The 16325-nt window shown below is 44.0% G+C and carries 16 protein-coding genes; 5 read left to right on the top strand and 11 right to left on the bottom strand.

Annotation, left to right across the window (positions count from 1 at the left end; genetic code table 11):
* Positions 1 to 23 precede the first annotated feature (23 nt).
* The 11 genes from QK890_RS08645 to ribD all read right to left on the bottom strand — a co-directional run bounded on the left by QK890_RS08645 (position 24) and on the right by ribD (position 12369).
* Positions 24 to 1046, bottom strand: coding sequence for a L,D-transpeptidase (locus QK890_RS08645; RefSeq protein ID WP_022011448.1), 1023 nt, complete (start codon positions 1044 to 1046; stop codon positions 24 to 26).
* A 490-nt stretch (positions 1047 to 1536) separates the two neighbouring features.
* A complete protein-coding gene (locus QK890_RS08640) occupies positions 1537 to 2784 on the bottom strand; it encodes a glutamate-5-semialdehyde dehydrogenase (protein WP_044299764.1) in 1248 nt (415 codons plus the stop codon).
* 11 nt (positions 2785 to 2795) lie between these two features.
* Entirely contained in the window at positions 2796 to 3878 is a 1083-nt protein-coding gene (gene proB, locus QK890_RS08635) for a glutamate 5-kinase (protein WP_005778957.1), read from the bottom strand.
* A gap of 189 nt (positions 3879 to 4067) precedes the next feature.
* Positions 4068 to 4304 carry a DUF2007-related protein gene (locus QK890_RS08630; RefSeq protein WP_005778954.1) on the bottom strand — a complete coding sequence of 79 codons (237 nt, stop codon included), beginning with the start codon at positions 4302 to 4304 and terminating at the stop codon, positions 4068 to 4070.
* Positions 4305 to 4380: 76 nt separating this feature from the next.
* Positions 4381 to 5223, bottom strand: coding sequence for a glutamate racemase (gene murI, locus QK890_RS08625; protein ID WP_005778951.1), 843 nt, complete (start codon positions 5221 to 5223; stop codon positions 4381 to 4383).
* A gap of 104 nt (positions 5224 to 5327) precedes the next feature.
* Complete coding sequence (locus QK890_RS08620) at positions 5328 to 5837, bottom strand: OmpH family outer membrane protein (protein ID WP_005810775.1); 510 nt, start codon at positions 5835 to 5837, stop codon at positions 5328 to 5330.
* Between the two features lie 57 nt (positions 5838 to 5894).
* The gene (locus tag QK890_RS08615; protein ID WP_005778948.1) at positions 5895 to 6410 is read right to left on the bottom strand and encodes an OmpH family outer membrane protein; all 516 of its coding nucleotides are present in this window, start codon (positions 6408 to 6410) and stop codon (positions 5895 to 5897) included.
* A 24-nt stretch (positions 6411 to 6434) separates the two neighbouring features.
* A complete protein-coding gene (bamA, locus tag QK890_RS08610; protein ID WP_005778946.1) occupies positions 6435 to 9071 on the bottom strand; it encodes an outer membrane protein assembly factor BamA in 2637 nt (878 codons plus the stop codon).
* 23 nt (positions 9072 to 9094) lie between these two features.
* Positions 9095 to 9829, bottom strand: coding sequence for an isoprenyl transferase (locus QK890_RS08605; protein WP_005778944.1), 735 nt, complete (start codon positions 9827 to 9829; stop codon positions 9095 to 9097).
* An 8-nt stretch (positions 9830 to 9837) separates the two neighbouring features.
* Positions 9838 to 11190, bottom strand: a complete 1353-nt coding sequence (locus QK890_RS08600) for a DUF6242 domain-containing protein (protein ID WP_005810773.1) — start codon at positions 11188 to 11190, stop codon at positions 9838 to 9840.
* A gap of 138 nt (positions 11191 to 11328) precedes the next feature.
* On the bottom strand, positions 11329 to 12369 hold the full coding sequence (gene ribD, locus QK890_RS08595) for a bifunctional diaminohydroxyphosphoribosylaminopyrimidine deaminase/5-amino-6-(5-phosphoribosylamino)uracil reductase RibD (protein ID WP_032531762.1): 1041 nt from the start codon (positions 12367 to 12369) through the stop codon (positions 11329 to 11331).
* Between the two features lie 53 nt (positions 12370 to 12422).
* Between ribD and prmC the strand changes: the two genes are divergently transcribed.
* From prmC to argH, 5 genes are all read left to right on the top strand, one after another.
* Positions 12423 to 13259 (top strand): peptide chain release factor N(5)-glutamine methyltransferase, encoded by an 837-nt coding sequence (gene prmC / locus QK890_RS08590; RefSeq protein WP_022011450.1) that lies wholly within the window; start codon positions 12423 to 12425, stop codon positions 13257 to 13259.
* Positions 13256 to 13720 (top strand): regulatory protein RecX, encoded by a 465-nt coding sequence (locus QK890_RS08585; protein WP_005778936.1) that lies wholly within the window; start codon positions 13256 to 13258, stop codon positions 13718 to 13720. The genes prmC and QK890_RS08585 overlap by 4 nt, the downstream gene beginning before the upstream one ends.
* 95 nt (positions 13721 to 13815) lie before the next feature.
* Positions 13816 to 14454, top strand: a complete 639-nt coding sequence (gene pyrE / locus QK890_RS08580) for an orotate phosphoribosyltransferase (protein WP_005810767.1) — start codon at positions 13816 to 13818, stop codon at positions 14452 to 14454.
* A gap of 100 nt (positions 14455 to 14554) precedes the next feature.
* Positions 14555 to 14965: an SRPBCC family protein gene (locus QK890_RS08575; protein ID WP_005778931.1), complete on the top strand. Its 411-nt coding sequence runs from the start codon at positions 14555 to 14557 to the stop codon at positions 14963 to 14965.
* 5 nt (positions 14966 to 14970) lie between these two features.
* A complete protein-coding gene (gene argH, locus QK890_RS08570; protein ID WP_032540308.1) occupies positions 14971 to 16314 on the top strand; it encodes an argininosuccinate lyase in 1344 nt (447 codons plus the stop codon).
* Positions 16315 to 16325: the final 11 nt, after the last annotated feature.

Here is a 16325-nt window from a genome sequence, read left to right as displayed (position 1 = left end):
TAACGGCGCAAAGATACGGATTTCTATTCCAAAACAAAAATAATTGTCTCATTTACAGGTGCCCAGTCGAAAATAAACTTCGAATGTGAGGTGGCATTCCGTACACACATGTGCGAACGGGGGGTGGTGCCCAGTGACGGACTGTACTCGATGAGTGCTTTGCGTGGCTCGTTTACCGGGACTCCGTGAATGTATCCTCCGTCCGAGAACCGGCTTGCGTAAGGTGCAAAGCCTCCGGTAGCGGTAGAACCGTCTTTGAGGAATATCATACGTGCCTTTTTCTCCTGCAATACGAAGATGCCTAACGGGGTTTCCTGTGCATACGGCGGGCGGTGTCGTCCGGTGGTGGCGGGGTTCATGCTGCGTACAGCCCATCGGGCCTCACCGGTTTGTTCCAGTGTTGCTATGTTCTGGTCTCTCCGGTCTATCATGATTGCTTTGGTGAAACGGGTCGTATCCGGGAGTACTTTGACGTATTTCTTGGGTACATACCACTCTTCGCCTATGTAGATGGGAGATACCTTGACGAACTTTTCTCCGTCTGCCAGAAAACGTACCAGCGAACCGTCTTCTCCATAACGTTCGGGTACCAGTGTATCGGTGAGCAGATAGAGCGGAACGGACTGGTAACGCTCTATGCCCAGGGTGTCGGCAATGCGTTTGTAAGCATTCCGTTTGTAGTGGCGCACCAATGGGGCTTCACCGTTCCGATTCTTATAGTTTTGCAGGATACCCCATCGAGAGGGCTCTTGCTGGATATTTTCGAGCAGAGCCAGACGTTCTTTGATCTTATCCCACTGGAAACTGCGGGTGGTATCTTTGTACGGGTAAGTATCTTCAAGGGTATATTTGTCGTAGAGCAGGTCTTTCACAATCTCTATCTGCTCTGCCGAGATAGCCTTGGGCTTCTCTTCGGGAGGTGTTTGTTCCAGTGAATCTGCTACAGTAACCGTTTCGGGCTGTAGCGGATTTGTTTTGTTTTCTCTGTTGCATGCGCAGAAAAGGAAGAGGAGGGAGAACAAGTATATATGGGCTGTTTGCTTCATAATGGGATGGGTTAAGGGTTTATTTACAAATATAATATTTTTTATAAGGAATAGCAAAGCGTTTTGTTTTCGTATTATTAATAATTTGCATATTTGCCCTTTGTTTTGTCAAGAGCAAGTTTACACTTCTTTAACGTGAGGTCTTGCCGGATTAAACTATTTATACTTTTCGGATTTTGCGCGGAGGAGTTATGCCGGATGTAACCGCGATAATAAGGTGAAGATGCCGTCTCCGTCTCCGGAAGCAACCGTCTTTGGGCCGGAACACCGGCTCTTCCGGCACGGAATACCGGCTCTGTTGAGGGGAAACACCGGCTCTGTCTTTCGGAAATGCAGCCTTTGAAAAAAAGAAAGGGGGAGGCAGCGGCCTCTCCCTTTTATCGCATTCTAAATAGAATGTAATGTATGATTGTATTTACAAAGATAGCATAATCCGGGGGCAAAGTCAAGTTTTGAACCGGTTATTTTGCGGATTTCGCCTGAATAAAGATCATCGGCGCGTTTGTCCGTCACCTTCGATGATCCATTTGTAGGAAGTGATCTCTTCCAGTCCCATCGGGCCACGGGCGTGCAACTTCTGTGTACTGATGCCGATCTCTGCTCCCAACCCAAATTGTGCTCCGTCGGTAAACGCCGTAGATACATTGGTATATACACATGCTGCATCTACCATCCGGGTAAAAAGGGCGGCGCGTTCCCGATTTTCAGTGACGATGCTCTCGCTGTGGCGGGAACTGTACTCTTGAATATGTCCGAGTGCGTCTTCAAAACTACAGACTGTCTTGATCGCCATTTTATAGTCCAGGAACTCTGTTCCGAAACTTTCGGGTGTAGCCGGTTTCAATCCTTTGGCAGGATAATGTCCTTCAAGTGCCTGATAAGCCAACGGATCAGCGTAGATGGTCACATTGCTTGCTTTGAGCTTCTCGCATAGCGCAGGCAGGTCGGACAATCTGCTCTTATGAATGATCACACAATCGAGTGCGTTGCAGACGCTGACACGGCGTGTTTTGGCGTTGTGAATGATGGCTGCTCCCTTAGTAGTGTCTCCGTATTCGTCAAAATATGTATGGCAGATGCCTGCACCTGTTTCTATCACCGGTATGGTGGCATTCTGTCGCACGAAGTTGATCAGGCTACTGCTACCGCGGGGAATAAGCAGATCTACATATCCGGCGGCATGCAAAAGTTCGTTGGTCGCTTCGCGGTCAGCCGGCAGCAACTCGACGGTGTGGGTGTCTGCATCAAACAGCCGGAGCACATTATGTATCACTTCTACGATGGCGCGATTCGAAAAGTCGGCATCGCTACCGCCTTTTAAAATACAGGCGTTACCACTTTTCAGGCAAAGCGAAAAGACATCGAAACTGACGTTAGGACGTGCTTCGTAGATGATACCGATAACTCCGAAGGGCACACTTACTTTTGTCAGCTTCATTCCGTTGGGCCGGATGCTTTCTTTCAGGACCCTGCCCAGCGGTGAGGGGAGTGTCGCTACGTTCCGTATGTCGGAGGAAATTCCTTTCAACCGTTCTTCGGTCAGTTTCAGCCGGTCGTATTTCGGATTGTCGGGTGACATCCGATCCAGGTCTTTCCGGTTTTCGGAAAGGATATACGGCGTTTGTGCCAAAGCAGCATCCGCTACGGCGTTCAATATCCGGTTTATTTGTTCGTCGGGCAATAATGCTAAACGACGGCTGGCTGCTTGTACGGCAGCAAATGTATCATTCAGGTTCATACGCAATTCGTTTATTCGATATAAAGGTAGTCATAATGGACTACTGCTTTTTTTCCATGTTTTCCGATGGCGTCCCGTGCTTGTGTCGAGTCACAGTTGGCTTTGCCCACACCTATGGGAACGCCCCGGTTATCGATGATCCGCACGATGTCATCTTTCTCAAACTCCCCTTCGATGCGGGTGATTCCGATGGGAAGGATGCTGACTGCCTTGTCCGAGTTCAAAACTTCGGAGGCTTGTTCATTGATGTGTATCTCTCCTTTGGCGAAGCCTTCGCTGTGGGCTATCCATTTCTTGATACTCGACACCGGCTGTGGGGCGGGGATGAAACGGGTGCAAATGGTTTCTTCCGGATGTTCCGTCAGGTTGATGAGTATATTGTCACGTTTGCCGTTGGCAATGATTACGGTAATACCTTCGTCTGCCACTTTGCGGGCAATGTTGGTTTTAGTCAGCATACCACCCCTCCCAAAACTCGATTTGCTGGTCTGGATATAGTTTGTCAGGTCTTTCCCTTGCCCAATTTCCCGTATCACGGATGAAGCCGGATCGGCAGGAGAACCGTTGTATATGCCGTCAATATTGCTTAGGATGATAAGAGCCTGCGCATCCATCATTGAGGCGATGAGTCCCGATAATTCGTCGTTGTCCGTGAACATCAGTTCGGTGACGGAGATGGTATCGTTTTCGTTGACAATGGGGATGACTCCGTTCTCGAGCATTACCGTCATGCAATTTTTCTGGTTGAGGTAATGCCGGCGGGTACCGAAATTCTCTTTGGTGGTGAGTACCTGGCCTACGGCGATGCCGTGATCACGGAACAATTCGTAATATCGGTTGATGAGTTTGGCTTGTCCTACAGCAGAAAATAACTGGCGTTGGTCAACGCTGTCGAGTTTCCTGAGGGTGCGTATTTCACTTCGTCCTGAGGCGACAGCCCCCGAAGAGATAAGAATGATTTCCATTCCGGCTTTATGCAGGGCAGCTATCTGGTCGGTTAGGGCAGACATCCGAGTGACGTCCAGCGTTCCGTCTTGCCGGGTAAGTACGTTACTTCCCACCTTTACAGCTATTCGTGTAAACTCCTTTTTCATTATGCTAACGATTTGAAAGCACAAATATATGGATTTTTGTCGAAATGTAACCTAAGGGGTACATTAAATGAAAGGTCTTATCATCCGGCTGCCTAAAGAGAGGGATTAGGTGCCGGTAGTACATACCTCTCCCACGTGGGTATGCCTGACGGACATGTCTGCGTGGGAGGAGAAAAAATGTTGGGTGATTTATTCGTTCGCCTTTTCCCGGTTTCTCACTATTTCCATAGCCTGCTCGTAATCGTCTTCATTGACGAGGACGGCTATTTCCTGTCCGATGTAGTAAGGTGCCAGAGCCGCAAGGCCGCCTCCGTCTTTCAGAATGGATTCTATTCCATTGCTTTCAAGTAATCCTTTGGTAAACTCTGCTTCCCAAGGCGAACCGGTGAAGACTTCTACTAAGCGGGTGTCTTTATCTTCTTTCATAATGGTAGGGATATTATGTGGTTATCTCCTACAAATATAACAAAAAGAACCTGGATAATGTTGTTTTACATATAGATTATTCCAAAGATATCCGTTGTACCGTAATGTCTTGGTTGAGGAATGTTGAGGCCGATTCAATAAATTTATCTTCGGCTTCTGTGGTACAAAAGCTGCAACTGCCTCCCCGAGTGCATTTCCGGTCCATTTCGGGGTGCCTGTAGAGGTAATCTTTCAGGCTGGCGGCTACATATTCTCCCTGTGCAACCACTTTCATACTTTGGGGCACGAACTGTTGTATCTTGGGCAGCAGCAGCGGGTAGTGGGTACATCCCAAAATGATAGTGTCTATCTGTCCGTCTTTGGCAAGCAGGTTGTGGATGTATTTACGGATGAAAAAGTCGGTTCCCTCACCATTGGCTTCGTTGTTTTCGACCAGAGGTACCCACATTGGGCAAGCTTCTCCACTTACTTTTATGTCCGGAAAGAGTTTATGTATTTCGAGCGGATACGATTCCGATTTGATGGTGCCGGCTGTGGCCAGTACTCCGACATGGCGGGTTTGGGTTATGCTGCCGATGCACTCTACCGTTGGACGAATGACTCCCAGGACTCTTCGGCTGGGATCGATATCCGGAAGATTGTTCATTTGTATGGTTCTTAATGCCTTGGCCGAAGCTGTATTGCAGGCAAGTATCACTAAGTGGCAACCCATCTCAAACAGTTTGTTAACCGCCTGCAGGGTAAATTCATATACGATTTCAAAAGAACGGGTACCGTAAGGGGTACGGGCGTTGTCGCCCAGGTAGATATAGTCATAATCCGGAAGAGCCTCCCGGATTTTACTCAGGATGGTCAGTCCGCCATATCCGGAGTCGAATACTCCGATAGGACCGGGTTTCTGGGAAAGGGATTGTTTCATAACGGAGATGGGTTAAAATGTTACGAGCTACAAGTGACAAGTCGTAGCGTATTTTCCGCATAGTACTTGTAGCTTGTAGCTCGTAACTTTATAGCTTCCGACTCTTATTTAATGCCCAATTGGGTCTTTACTTTCGGAGTCAGGTTGATGCTCTGATTTTCGTTAACGTAAGGTATCGGAGTACGTGCCATGTCGAAAATGTAGATAACACCTTCTGCTGCGCCTACTGCTTTGATAGCATCGTCCAGCTTCTTGTATACCGGAGCCATCAGGTCGTTATTGGCTTTCTCCATATCCTGTTGCGCCTTAGCCTGGAATTGTTCTTGTCTCTGCATCATGTCTTCCAGCTCTTTTTGTCTTCTTTCTGCAATCACAGTAGGAAGAGAGTCTTTCTGCTGCATGAACTCCTGATATTTTTTGTTGAATTCTTCTTGAGTTCTCTGAAGGTCCTGTCCGAGTTGTTTGTTCAATGCCTGCAATTCAGATTGTGCTTTGGTGTATTCCGGCATAGCCGAAACAATTTCCATTGCATTGATGTGACCGAATTTAAGATTTTGTGCGAATACGCCCATCGGGAGTACCAGCATCATTAAAAGTGCAATTTTTTTAAGCATAGTTCTATTATTTATTTGAATGATTACTTTTTAGTTATCGGCTGCAAATGTATGAAATTAATTTGAATATCCTAATTTCGCCAGCACTTCATTGCTCACATCAATGCGCGGAGTGGCAAAAATAATGCTCGAAGCTGAGGCTCTGTCCACTACTACAGCGTAGCCGTTTTCTTCGGCTACTACTTTTACTGCATTGTATATTTCATCCTGAATGGGCTTCATCAGTTCTTCTCTCTTCTTAAAAAGCTCGCCTTCGGGACCAAAGTACTTCCGTTTCAACTCTGAGGCAGCCTTTTCTTTTTCTACGATGGCATCTTCTTTTTGAGTTTTCTGCGCAGCCGTCAGCTTTGCAGATGCAGCTTGATATTCTTTAAACATGGTTTGTGCTTCCTTTGCCAATACTTCGACTTCACCCTGCCATTGTTTGGTGGCTTGGTTCAATTGTTCGTTGGCACGTTCGTAAGCCGGAATGTTCTTCAGGATATACTCCATATCGATCAGAGCAAACTTTTGTGCTTGAGCTGTCATACCTACGGCAAACAGCAAGATGATAAATAGAACAGACTTTTTCATAACGCTTAGTTTTTAATGAAACAATTAGAATTCCTGACCCAATACGAAGTGGAATCTGCTTCCGCCTGCGCTCTTGTCGCCAAGTACTTTGTCGAAACCGTATGCCCAGTCGATACCCATCATACCGATCATCGGGAGGAAGATGCGGACACCTACACCGGCCGAACGTTTCAGGTCGAACGGATTGAAGTTCTTCACATCATGCCATGCATTACCGGCTTCCAGGAATGTTAACGCATAAATATTGGTACTTGTTTCCAGCATCAGCGGATATCTTAATTCAAATCCGATACGAGTGTAGGCATATCCTTCCTGTCCACGGTACGGAGTTAACGAACTGTTTTCGTAACCACGAAGGGCGACACTCTCGGTTGCATAGCTTGAATATCCGGTCATACCGTCACCACCGACGTCAAATGTACCGAACGGAGATTTCTTATATTTGTTGTAGTGGCCCAATATACCGAATTCCACACGTGTCATCAGCACCGGAGTCTTTTTCACGGTTGTCGGGTTCAGCAACGGAATATATGTTTTTGCTTTGAACTTCCACTTATGGTATTCTACCCATTTGTGCATTTTGTTCATATCGTTCTGGTTGTACTCGTTATATTTACTGTAGTCTACTCCGTCGAACAGTGAGTAAGGCGGTGTGAACTGTACAGACAGAGAGAAGTCTGAACCACTACGCGGATAAATCGGGTTATCATAAGAAGCACGTGCCAATGTCAAGCCGATGCTTAAGTCGTTACATTTACCGTTAGTTACCGGGAAGTACTGCCAGTCTTTCAAGATATATCTTTGATAAGAAAGCTCGGCTGAAAGCTGGAAGTAGTCATCCGGCCAGTTCAAGCGTTTTCCCCAACCTGCTGACAGACCCCACATTTTGATTGACTTGTCAGGGTCATAATAGTTTTCGTAGTTGTTATAGTTACCATAATTGTACATACCGTAACCGCCTAAGCCGCTGTAATAACTGTTGTAGTAATTGTTATAGTAGCTTGAGTTATAGTAACGGCTGCTGATATCAGTCTGAACTGAGAAGAATGCCGACAGGGAGAATGAATTCGGACGTTTACCTCCGAACCAGGGATCAAAGAACGAAATGCTATACTGCTGATAGTATTGTGCATTGGTCTGTCCGCTGATGGTCAGTGTCTGTCCGTCACCCTGAGGCAGGATACCACGATAGTTTTCTCCCGGGTGCAATAGGTTTGCCAAAGAGAAGTTCGTAAATTTCAAACTTAATTTACCGATAACACCCGTCTGTCCCCAACCGGCAGAGAACTCTACCTGGTCATTTGCTTTGGATACCAGATCATAGGCAATATCTACCGTTCCGTTCACTTGGTCCGGCTGAATATCCGGTTTGATGTTTTCCGGGTCAAAGTGTCCCATTTGTTGGATCTCACGCATAGAACGCATCAGGTCCTCACGGCTGAACAACTCGCCCGGGCGGGTACGGAGTTCACGGCGAACAACGTTTTCGTACAAACGGTCATTACCATTGATCTTGATCTTATTGATGCTGGCTTGCCGGCCTTCGTAGATTCTCATCTCCAAGTCGATAGAGTCGTTGTCGATATTCACTTCTACCGGATCTAACGTGTAGAACAGATAACCATTGTTGTAATAGAGGTTACCGATAGCGTCTTCATCGGTTGACAAACGTTCATTCAGCAATTTCTGGTTGTATACATCTCCTTTCTTCATGCGGAGCATAAAGTTCAGTTGTTCTGAGGGATAAAGAGTGTTACCCACCCATGTTACGTTGCGAAGGTAGTATTTATCGCCTTCCTCCAATTCAATGTATACATCTACCGTTTTATCGTCAAATTTGGATACGCTGTCTTTCACGATACGTGCATCGCGATAACCCAGTTCGTTGTACTTATCAATAATCAGTTGCTTGTCCTCTTCATACTTCTCATTAACAAACTTCTTGGTGCGGAACAAGTTCAGCAGTTTTCCCTTTTCGTTTGTTTTCTTCATCACACGTTTCAGCTTCGATGTTTTGATAGCATGGTTACCGGCAAAAGTAATGGCATGGACTTTTACCTTTTCTTTCTTATCGATATCTATGTCGACCAATACTTGATTTTCATTTGCAGGATCATCTCTTTGAGTGATGGTTATTTCTGCATTCTTAAATCCTTTATCGTCGAAATAGCGTTTACTTAAAACCTTTGCACGGTCCACCAGATTAGGAGTGATCTGACTGCCTTTTATCATACCCAGTTTGGTCTGTAGGTCTTCACGCTCCGACTTTTTCACACCGTGATAGCGTATGTCTGAAATGCGCGGACGTTGAGTCAGACTGATCTTCAGCCAGATTTTATTGCCTTCTATCTTTTCGGCTGTGATTGACACGTTGGAGAACAGACCGTGACGCCAGTAGCGTTTGATTGCCCCCGTGATCTCATCACCCGGTACGGTAATAGTTTGTCCTACAGAAAGTCCGGACAGTCCGATAAGAACATAATCTTCGTAGTTCTTGACACCTTCGACCTTGATGTCGGCTATTTCATATTTTTTCGGTGTCCCGGAATACATGATAACGGGTTTTGATTCGTCAGTGTTAGCATCTTGTGCTACGCCCGGCAATGCAAAGCAAAACAGGCTGATAAACGTTACGAATATGAAGGAAATACGATAATGCATTTATGTTATAATTAAGTTTTGAGTTAACTGATTTGTTCGCTGGTCTTTCCGAATCTGCGTTCGCGTCTCTGGTAGTCACAGATAGCTTTGTGCAATTCTTCTTCCTTAAAGTCTGGCCAGAAGGTTTCACAAAAATAAAGCTCCGAATAAGCACATTGCCAAAGTAGATAGTTGCTTAAACGAATCTCTCCGCCTGTACGGATTAAGAGGTCCGGATCGGGCATGAAATTGGTTGTCAGATGCGTCTGGATGCTTTCCGAAGTAATTTCTTCAGGAGTCATTTCTCCTTTCTGAACCAATGTGGCAATCTGCCGTGCGGCCTCGGTTATTTCCCATCTGGCAGAATAACTGAGAGCAAGTACCAGACACATTCCTGTGTTTTTGGAAGTACGTTCGACACAGGCATTCAAGCGCTTCCGTACATTTTCGGGTAGTTTGTTGATGTCTCCGATGATACGGAAACTTATATTGTTTTTCATAAATGTTTCCTCTTCGATAGAGTCGAATAGGAGGCTCATCAATGCAGCGACTTCGTCCGATGGCCGGTTCCAGTTTTCGGTTGAAAAGGTATATAAGGTAAGGAATTTGACTCCTAACCTGGCTGCCTCTTCAGTGATGATATGCACAGTTTCGGCTCCGGCCTGATGTCCAAAACTACGTTCGCGTCCGCGTTGTTTGGCCCATCGTCCGTTACCGTCCATGATAATGGCTACATGCTTAGGTATCCGGTTTAAATCTATTTGTTCTTTATAGGACATTTCTTTAATTATTTGTTCTGTCTGGCAAAACCAAATTTATTAAGTCGTCCACGCCATACTTCGTTGGCATCGCCGTTACTCCATATTACCCAGATAAAGTTATCTTTGTCCACTACAGTAGAGTAGTTGTTCCCTCTGTCTTTGAATTCAGTCGGTAAGAAGATTTTCTTATCGGCTTTATACCAGGCAAGTCCTGCTTCCGATGTGTAGATCGTTTCGAACTTTCCTCCGAATGCCCAGAAAGCGTTGCCATAATAGAAGAAAGACGGTTTGTCGAGCTTCGGACAATAGGCAGTGGTCGATGACGTTTTTAAAGGAATCCAAAGTAAACCGTCCTGTGAACTCCAGGCCACCGAAGTTGTATCGCTTGCATTGCGATTATTGCCCATTACGGCTATCGTCTGTATTCCTGTAGCATTGAGATAAGAAGTTGCTGACAAATTATCCAGCGGGAAGTCAGATCCGACTTCTTCTGGACTGATATTCCATGTGGTTGCTTCAGAATTGCTTATCGCAAATGTAGATTGACTACCATTATTAATAATACCGGCAATTCCGGAGATATCCAGCAGATTGCCCTCATTCTTGGGGAAAGGGGCGATCAGCATCTCTACTTTACCGTTTTTATTCAAATCGGTTGCAAGACTCCATGATGCCCCATCTGAAGAAACATATACTTTCTCACCGTTTGTGGCATACAATTTTTCACCAAAAGCAATGAGGGAAGAGAGTTTTATGTTTTCCGGAAGACCGGTAACAGATACCTGTGTCCAACTTCTTCCTTTGTTGATTACGTCTCCTGATGATTTGTAGGCAGTAGTGTTTGATGTATACACAAGAATGTCTTCACCCAGAATTACGGACTTCTGATACCCACTGTAGTTAGCAAAGTTATCTGTCATTTTAGTCCAGTTCATGGAGTCCGGATCCTGTCGGTGTACGCGCACTGAAATGGTGTACTCTTTGGTATATTGCATATCCGCGGCCCATACCTTTATTCTCATGGGCTTTTCCATAGTGCCCCTGAGGTCTATAGAGTCGGAGTAATTAAACAAGGTGTCCTGACCCTCTGCGTTTTTAGCCGTGACTATTCCAGACGCTGTGGTTAGTTTTATAAGAATACGGTCAATAATTGTATCGGAGCCCACAGGCAGTGAATCCTGGTTATAAATAAGTCCAACTCCGTCAGGCCCAAATTGATCTATTGTAAATTTATAGTTTACCCCATGTACGGTATCAAGTGCAAATGCATGTATGGTAGCATCCGGGCTGTATTCAATTTCTTCAGTGTCAAGGCACGAAGTAACGGCAAACGATACAAGGAAGAAACTTACAATTACTGATAAAAACTTTATTCTCATTTGAAAGATTGTGTTTATTTACAAGTTGCAAAAATAGGAACATTTTTCTCTATATTGAACATTGAAGGGAAGTTTTATATAAAATTATAGATAATCTGCTCGATTTTGTCGATATAAAACTCCCTGAATGCTGCGAATTTAAGTATTTCTCTTTAAGTAATGCCTGAAGGTTGTAGCGAAATGTTTTTCTTCTGAATAACTAATTTTATCGCTTATTTCAGGTGCTTTAACACCGGAATAAAGCCGTTTGTCGCTTCTTTCTATAATAATTTCATCCCATATTCCGGAGCAGATAAATGATTCCAGCAATATCTTGCCTCCTTCGACCATCAAGGATTGTAGATTACGCTGATAGAGGGTTGCCAGTATTTGTGGCAGAATATCTGTTTGATAGTCCAAGGGGATATATTCCAGATTCTTTTTACCGGGGCGGTGGCATTCCGTAAAAATGAGTGTAGGCACGCTACCATCCAAAAGGTGTGAAGTCTGAGGAAGCGAATGATTACGGTCCAGAGCTATGCGTACCGGGTTATGCCCGTACCAGTGACGTACAGTTAATGCCGGATCGTCTAATAATGCTGTTCGGGTACCTACCATGATAGCATCCGATTCTGCTCTTTTTTTATGTACCAACATGGAAGTGAGGGGAGTGGATAATAGCACAGGATGTCCTTCTGTACGCTCTAAGTCGATGAAGCCATCATCCGATTCTGCCCATTTTAAAACAATATAAGGGCGATGAAGGGTGTGGAAGGTGATGAATTTCTGTATAAGTTCGCGGCACTCCTTTTCCAGGACTCCCACTATGACCTCACGTCCGGCATTCCGTAATTTTTGGATGCCTTTACCCGCAACTTTGGAAAATGGGTCCTGGCAACCGATTACGATTTTGGGAATTTGCTTTTCTATGATTAGGTCAGCACAGGGAGGTGTCTTTCCATGATGGGAACAAGGCTCAAGGCTTACGTATATAGTACTGCGTTTCAGTAAAGAGGGGTCTTTAACAGAACGGATAGCGTTGACTTCGGCATGGGCTTCTCCACAACGGACATGATAACCTTCGCCGATGATTTGTTCATCACATACGATGACGGCCCCCACCATTGGGTTGGGAGATACGTTGCAAAGACCGTTTCTTGCCAATTGGATGCAACGTCTCATGTATTTTTCTTCTTCCATCTTTTAGGCTTATAGCTATATTATTTGTATTTTTGCACCCCAAAATAATGAGAATGAACTGCGTCACCACTTATATCCGCCAGTCTTTACACCATATTTATCCACCGGGAGAACTCAGGAGCCTCACAAAAATGATTTGTTGTGATCTGCTGGGGCAGGATGCTATTGACTATTATTTGGGCAAAGATATAATTTTATCTGCAAACGAACAGCGTGATTTAGAAAGCATTGTTGAACGGTTGAAGAAAAACGAGCCAATTCAGTATATTCAGGGAAGGGCAAATTTCTACGGATCCATGTTCCGGGTAGCTCCGGGAGTCCTGATCCCTCGTCCCGAAACTGAAGAACTGGTGGATTTAATAGTAAAAGAGTCTGCTACAGGTGTCCGTCTGCTTGATATAGGAACCGGAAGTGGGTGTATTGCTATAAGTTTGTCTAAGCATATTCCTGGAGCGGAGGTTACGGCGTGGGATGTGTCGGAAAATGCACTTGCCATTGCCAGGCAAAACAATCAGGAACTGAAAACTAAAGTGAATTTTGAGAAAGTGGATGTCTTTTCTACGGAGTTTTCTGGAGACAGAAGATATGATATTATTGTAAGTAACCCTCCTTATGTGACAGAGAGCGAAAAAAATGAAATGGAACCTAACGTCTTGGATTGGGAGCCCGGTCTGGCTCTGTTTGTTCCGGATAATGATCCTTTATTATTTTACCGGCGTATTGCCTCTTTGGGGAGAGAGATGCTAAGTCTGCATGGTAAACTCTATTTTGAGATAAATCGGGCGTATGGTGAAGAAGTTTTGCAAATGCTTGGCGGAAAGGGATATAGAGACCTTCGTTTGATAAAAGACATATCGGGTAATGATCGAATTGTAACTGCTAAACGATGAATATAATAACAGAAGAAGATGCGTTAAACCGCATGGCTGGCTATTGCTCTGCAGCCGAGCATTGTAAAGCTGAAGTGAGTGAAAAACTACAGAAGTGGGGCTTGCCTTATGAAGCGGTCAATCGGATTATTGATCGGCTTGTGGTTGAGAAGTTTATAGATGAAGAACGTTACTGTAGGGCATTTGTCAATGATAAGTTTCGTTTTGCCAAATGGGGTAAAATGAAGATTGCTCAAGCACTTTACATGAAAAAGATATCTCGTGAAGTGTCTTATAAATACCTGAATGACATTGATCAGGAAGAGTATCTTGCTATTTTGGGAGATTTGATGGCTGCTAAACGTAAAAGTATACACGCCAAAGATGAATTCGAGTTGAATGGGAAGTTGATCCGTTTTGCTATGAGCAGAGGATTTGAAATGGATGATATCCGCCGTTGTGTGCAAGTGGAAGAAGAGTAAGTGACAAATAACAAAAAAATAATACGGCTTCTTCTTTTTAGTCTCGTTCCATTTCCGTATTTTTGCATCCTGTAATTATCATAGTTAGTTTAGTTATGAAAAATTTAGAGAGATTATTCGCCGAGAAGTTGTTGAAGATTAAAGCTATTAAGCTTCAACCGGCAAATCCGTTTACATGGGCTTCCGGATGGAAATCACCGTTTTACTGCGACAACCGTAAAACCCTTTCTTATCCTTCTCTTCGTAGTTTTGTTAAGTTCGAAATTACACGTCTGATTCTGGAACGTTTCGGACAGGTAGATGCCATTGCCGGAGTTGCAACAGGTGCTATTCCTCAAGGTGCTTTGGTAGCTGATGCATTGAATCTTCCGTTCGTGTATGTCCGTTCTACCCCTAAAGACCATGGCTTGGAGAATCTTATCGAAGGCGAACTTCGTCCGGGTATGAAAGTCGTTGTAGTAGAAGATTTAATTTCTACCGGTGGAAGTAGTTTGAAAGCCGTAGAGGCTATCCGTCGGGATGGTTGTGAAGTAATTGGTATGGTAGCTGCCTATACTTACGGATTCCCGGTTGCCGAACAGGCTTTTAAAGATGCTAAAGTACCTTTGGTAACGTTGACTAATTATGAAGCAGTGTTGGATGTTGCATTGCGTACCGGTTACATTGAAGAAGAAGATATTGCAACGTTAAACGAATGGCGCAAGGATCCAGCTCATTGGGAAACCGGAAAATAAGACTGATTTTTTTGATGATTAAAATATAGAAAGAAGGGCCATTCGGACAGAGTTTGTTCGGATTGTTCTTCTTTTTTCTTTATAAGTAAGATAGAATAAGATGACTAAATTTGAGAGTAGTGTCAAGGTAATACCTTATAGCCAGGAACGTGTGTACGATAAACTTGCGGACCTTAGTAACCTGGAATCCATAAAGGACCGTTTACCACAAGACAAAGTGAAAGATATGAGTTTTGATACGGATACACTTAGTTTCAATGTAGATCCGGTGGGACAGCTAACCCTTAAGATTATTGAACGTGAGCCCTGTAAGTGTATTAAATTTGAGACGATTAATTCTCCTCTGCCTTTTAATATGTGGATTCAGATTGTATCTTCAGCCGATGAAGAATGTAAACTTAAAATAACCATTGGGTTGGATATTAATCCATTTATGAAAGCAATGGTACAGAAGCCTTTACAGGAAGGACTGGAGAAGATGGCTGATATGTTATCCATGATACAATATTAAAGAATATGGCACAGAAACTTTGGGAGAAATCTGTTGAGGTAAACAAGGATATAGAACGCTTTACCGTTGGTCGTGACCGTGAGATGGATCTTTATCTTGCTAAACATGATGTACTTGGTTCAATGGCACATATCACTATGCTTGAGAGCATAGGTTTATTGACAAAAGATGAATTATCTTTATTGTTAGCCGAATTGAAAGATATTTATGTTTCTGCCGAGAAAGGAGAATTTGTAATAGAAGAAGGAGTTGAGGACGTTCACTCTCAGGTGGAGTTGATGTTGACTCGTCGGTTGGGAGATGTGGGTAAGAAAATTCATAGTGGTCGTTCACGTAATGACCAGGTATTACTTGACTTAAAGCTTTTTACCCGCACACAGATAAAAGAAGTGGCAGAGGCGGTGGAGCAACTCTTTCATGTTTTAATTCGTCAGAGTGAACAATATAAAGATGTATTAATGCCCGGGTATACTCATTTGCAGATTGCGATGCCCTCGTCATTTGGCCTTTGGTTCGGGGCATATGCCGAAAGTTTGGTGGACGATATGCTCTTTTTGCAAGCTGCATTTAGGATGTGTAACCGTAATCCTTTGGGATCGGCTGCGGGATATGGTTCTTCATTTCCTTTGAATCGTACGATGACTACCCAGTTGCTTGGTTTTGACTCTTTGAACTATAATGTAGTTTATGCTCAAATGGGACGTGGCAAGATGGAGCGTAACGTCGCTTTTGCACTGGCAACAATTGCAGGAACCATTTCAAAATTGGCTTTCGATGCCTGTATGTTCAATAGCCAGAATTTTGGTTTTGTGAAACTGCCGGATGAATGTACTACCGGTTCCAGTATCATGCCGCATAAGAAGAATCCGGATGTGTTTGAATTAACACGAGCTAAATGTAATAAGTTGCAATCTCTCCCACAGCAAATTATGATGATTGCCAATAACCTGCCTTCCGGATATTTTCGTGATCTGCAAATTATCAAGGAGGTTTTCTTGCCGGCTTTTCAAGAACTGAAAGATTGCTTGCAGATGACTACATACATCATGAATGAAATTAAGGTGAATGAACATATTCTTGATGATGATAAATATCTTTTTATCTTTAGTGTAGAAGAAGTGAATCGCCTTGCACGTGAAGGTATGCCTTTTCGGGATGCTTATAAAAAAGTAGGCTTGGATATTGAAGCTGGTAACTTCTTGCATAATAAGAAGGTGCATCATACTCATGAAGGAAGTATTGGTAATCTTTGTAATGATGAGATATCCGCTTTGATGCAAAATGTAGTGGAAGGCTTTAATTTCTACAGCATGGAACAGGCTGAAAAGACCTTGTTAGGGCGTGTTTGATAGATTATTGC

The organism is Bacteroides sp. NGMCC 1.200775 (assembly GCF_040798045.1).
GTDB lineage: Bacteria > Bacteroidota > Bacteroidia > Bacteroidales > Bacteroidaceae > Bacteroides > Bacteroides hominis.
Note: the sequence above shows the minus strand (reverse complement) of the source record. Positions and strands in the feature narration are given on the sequence as shown.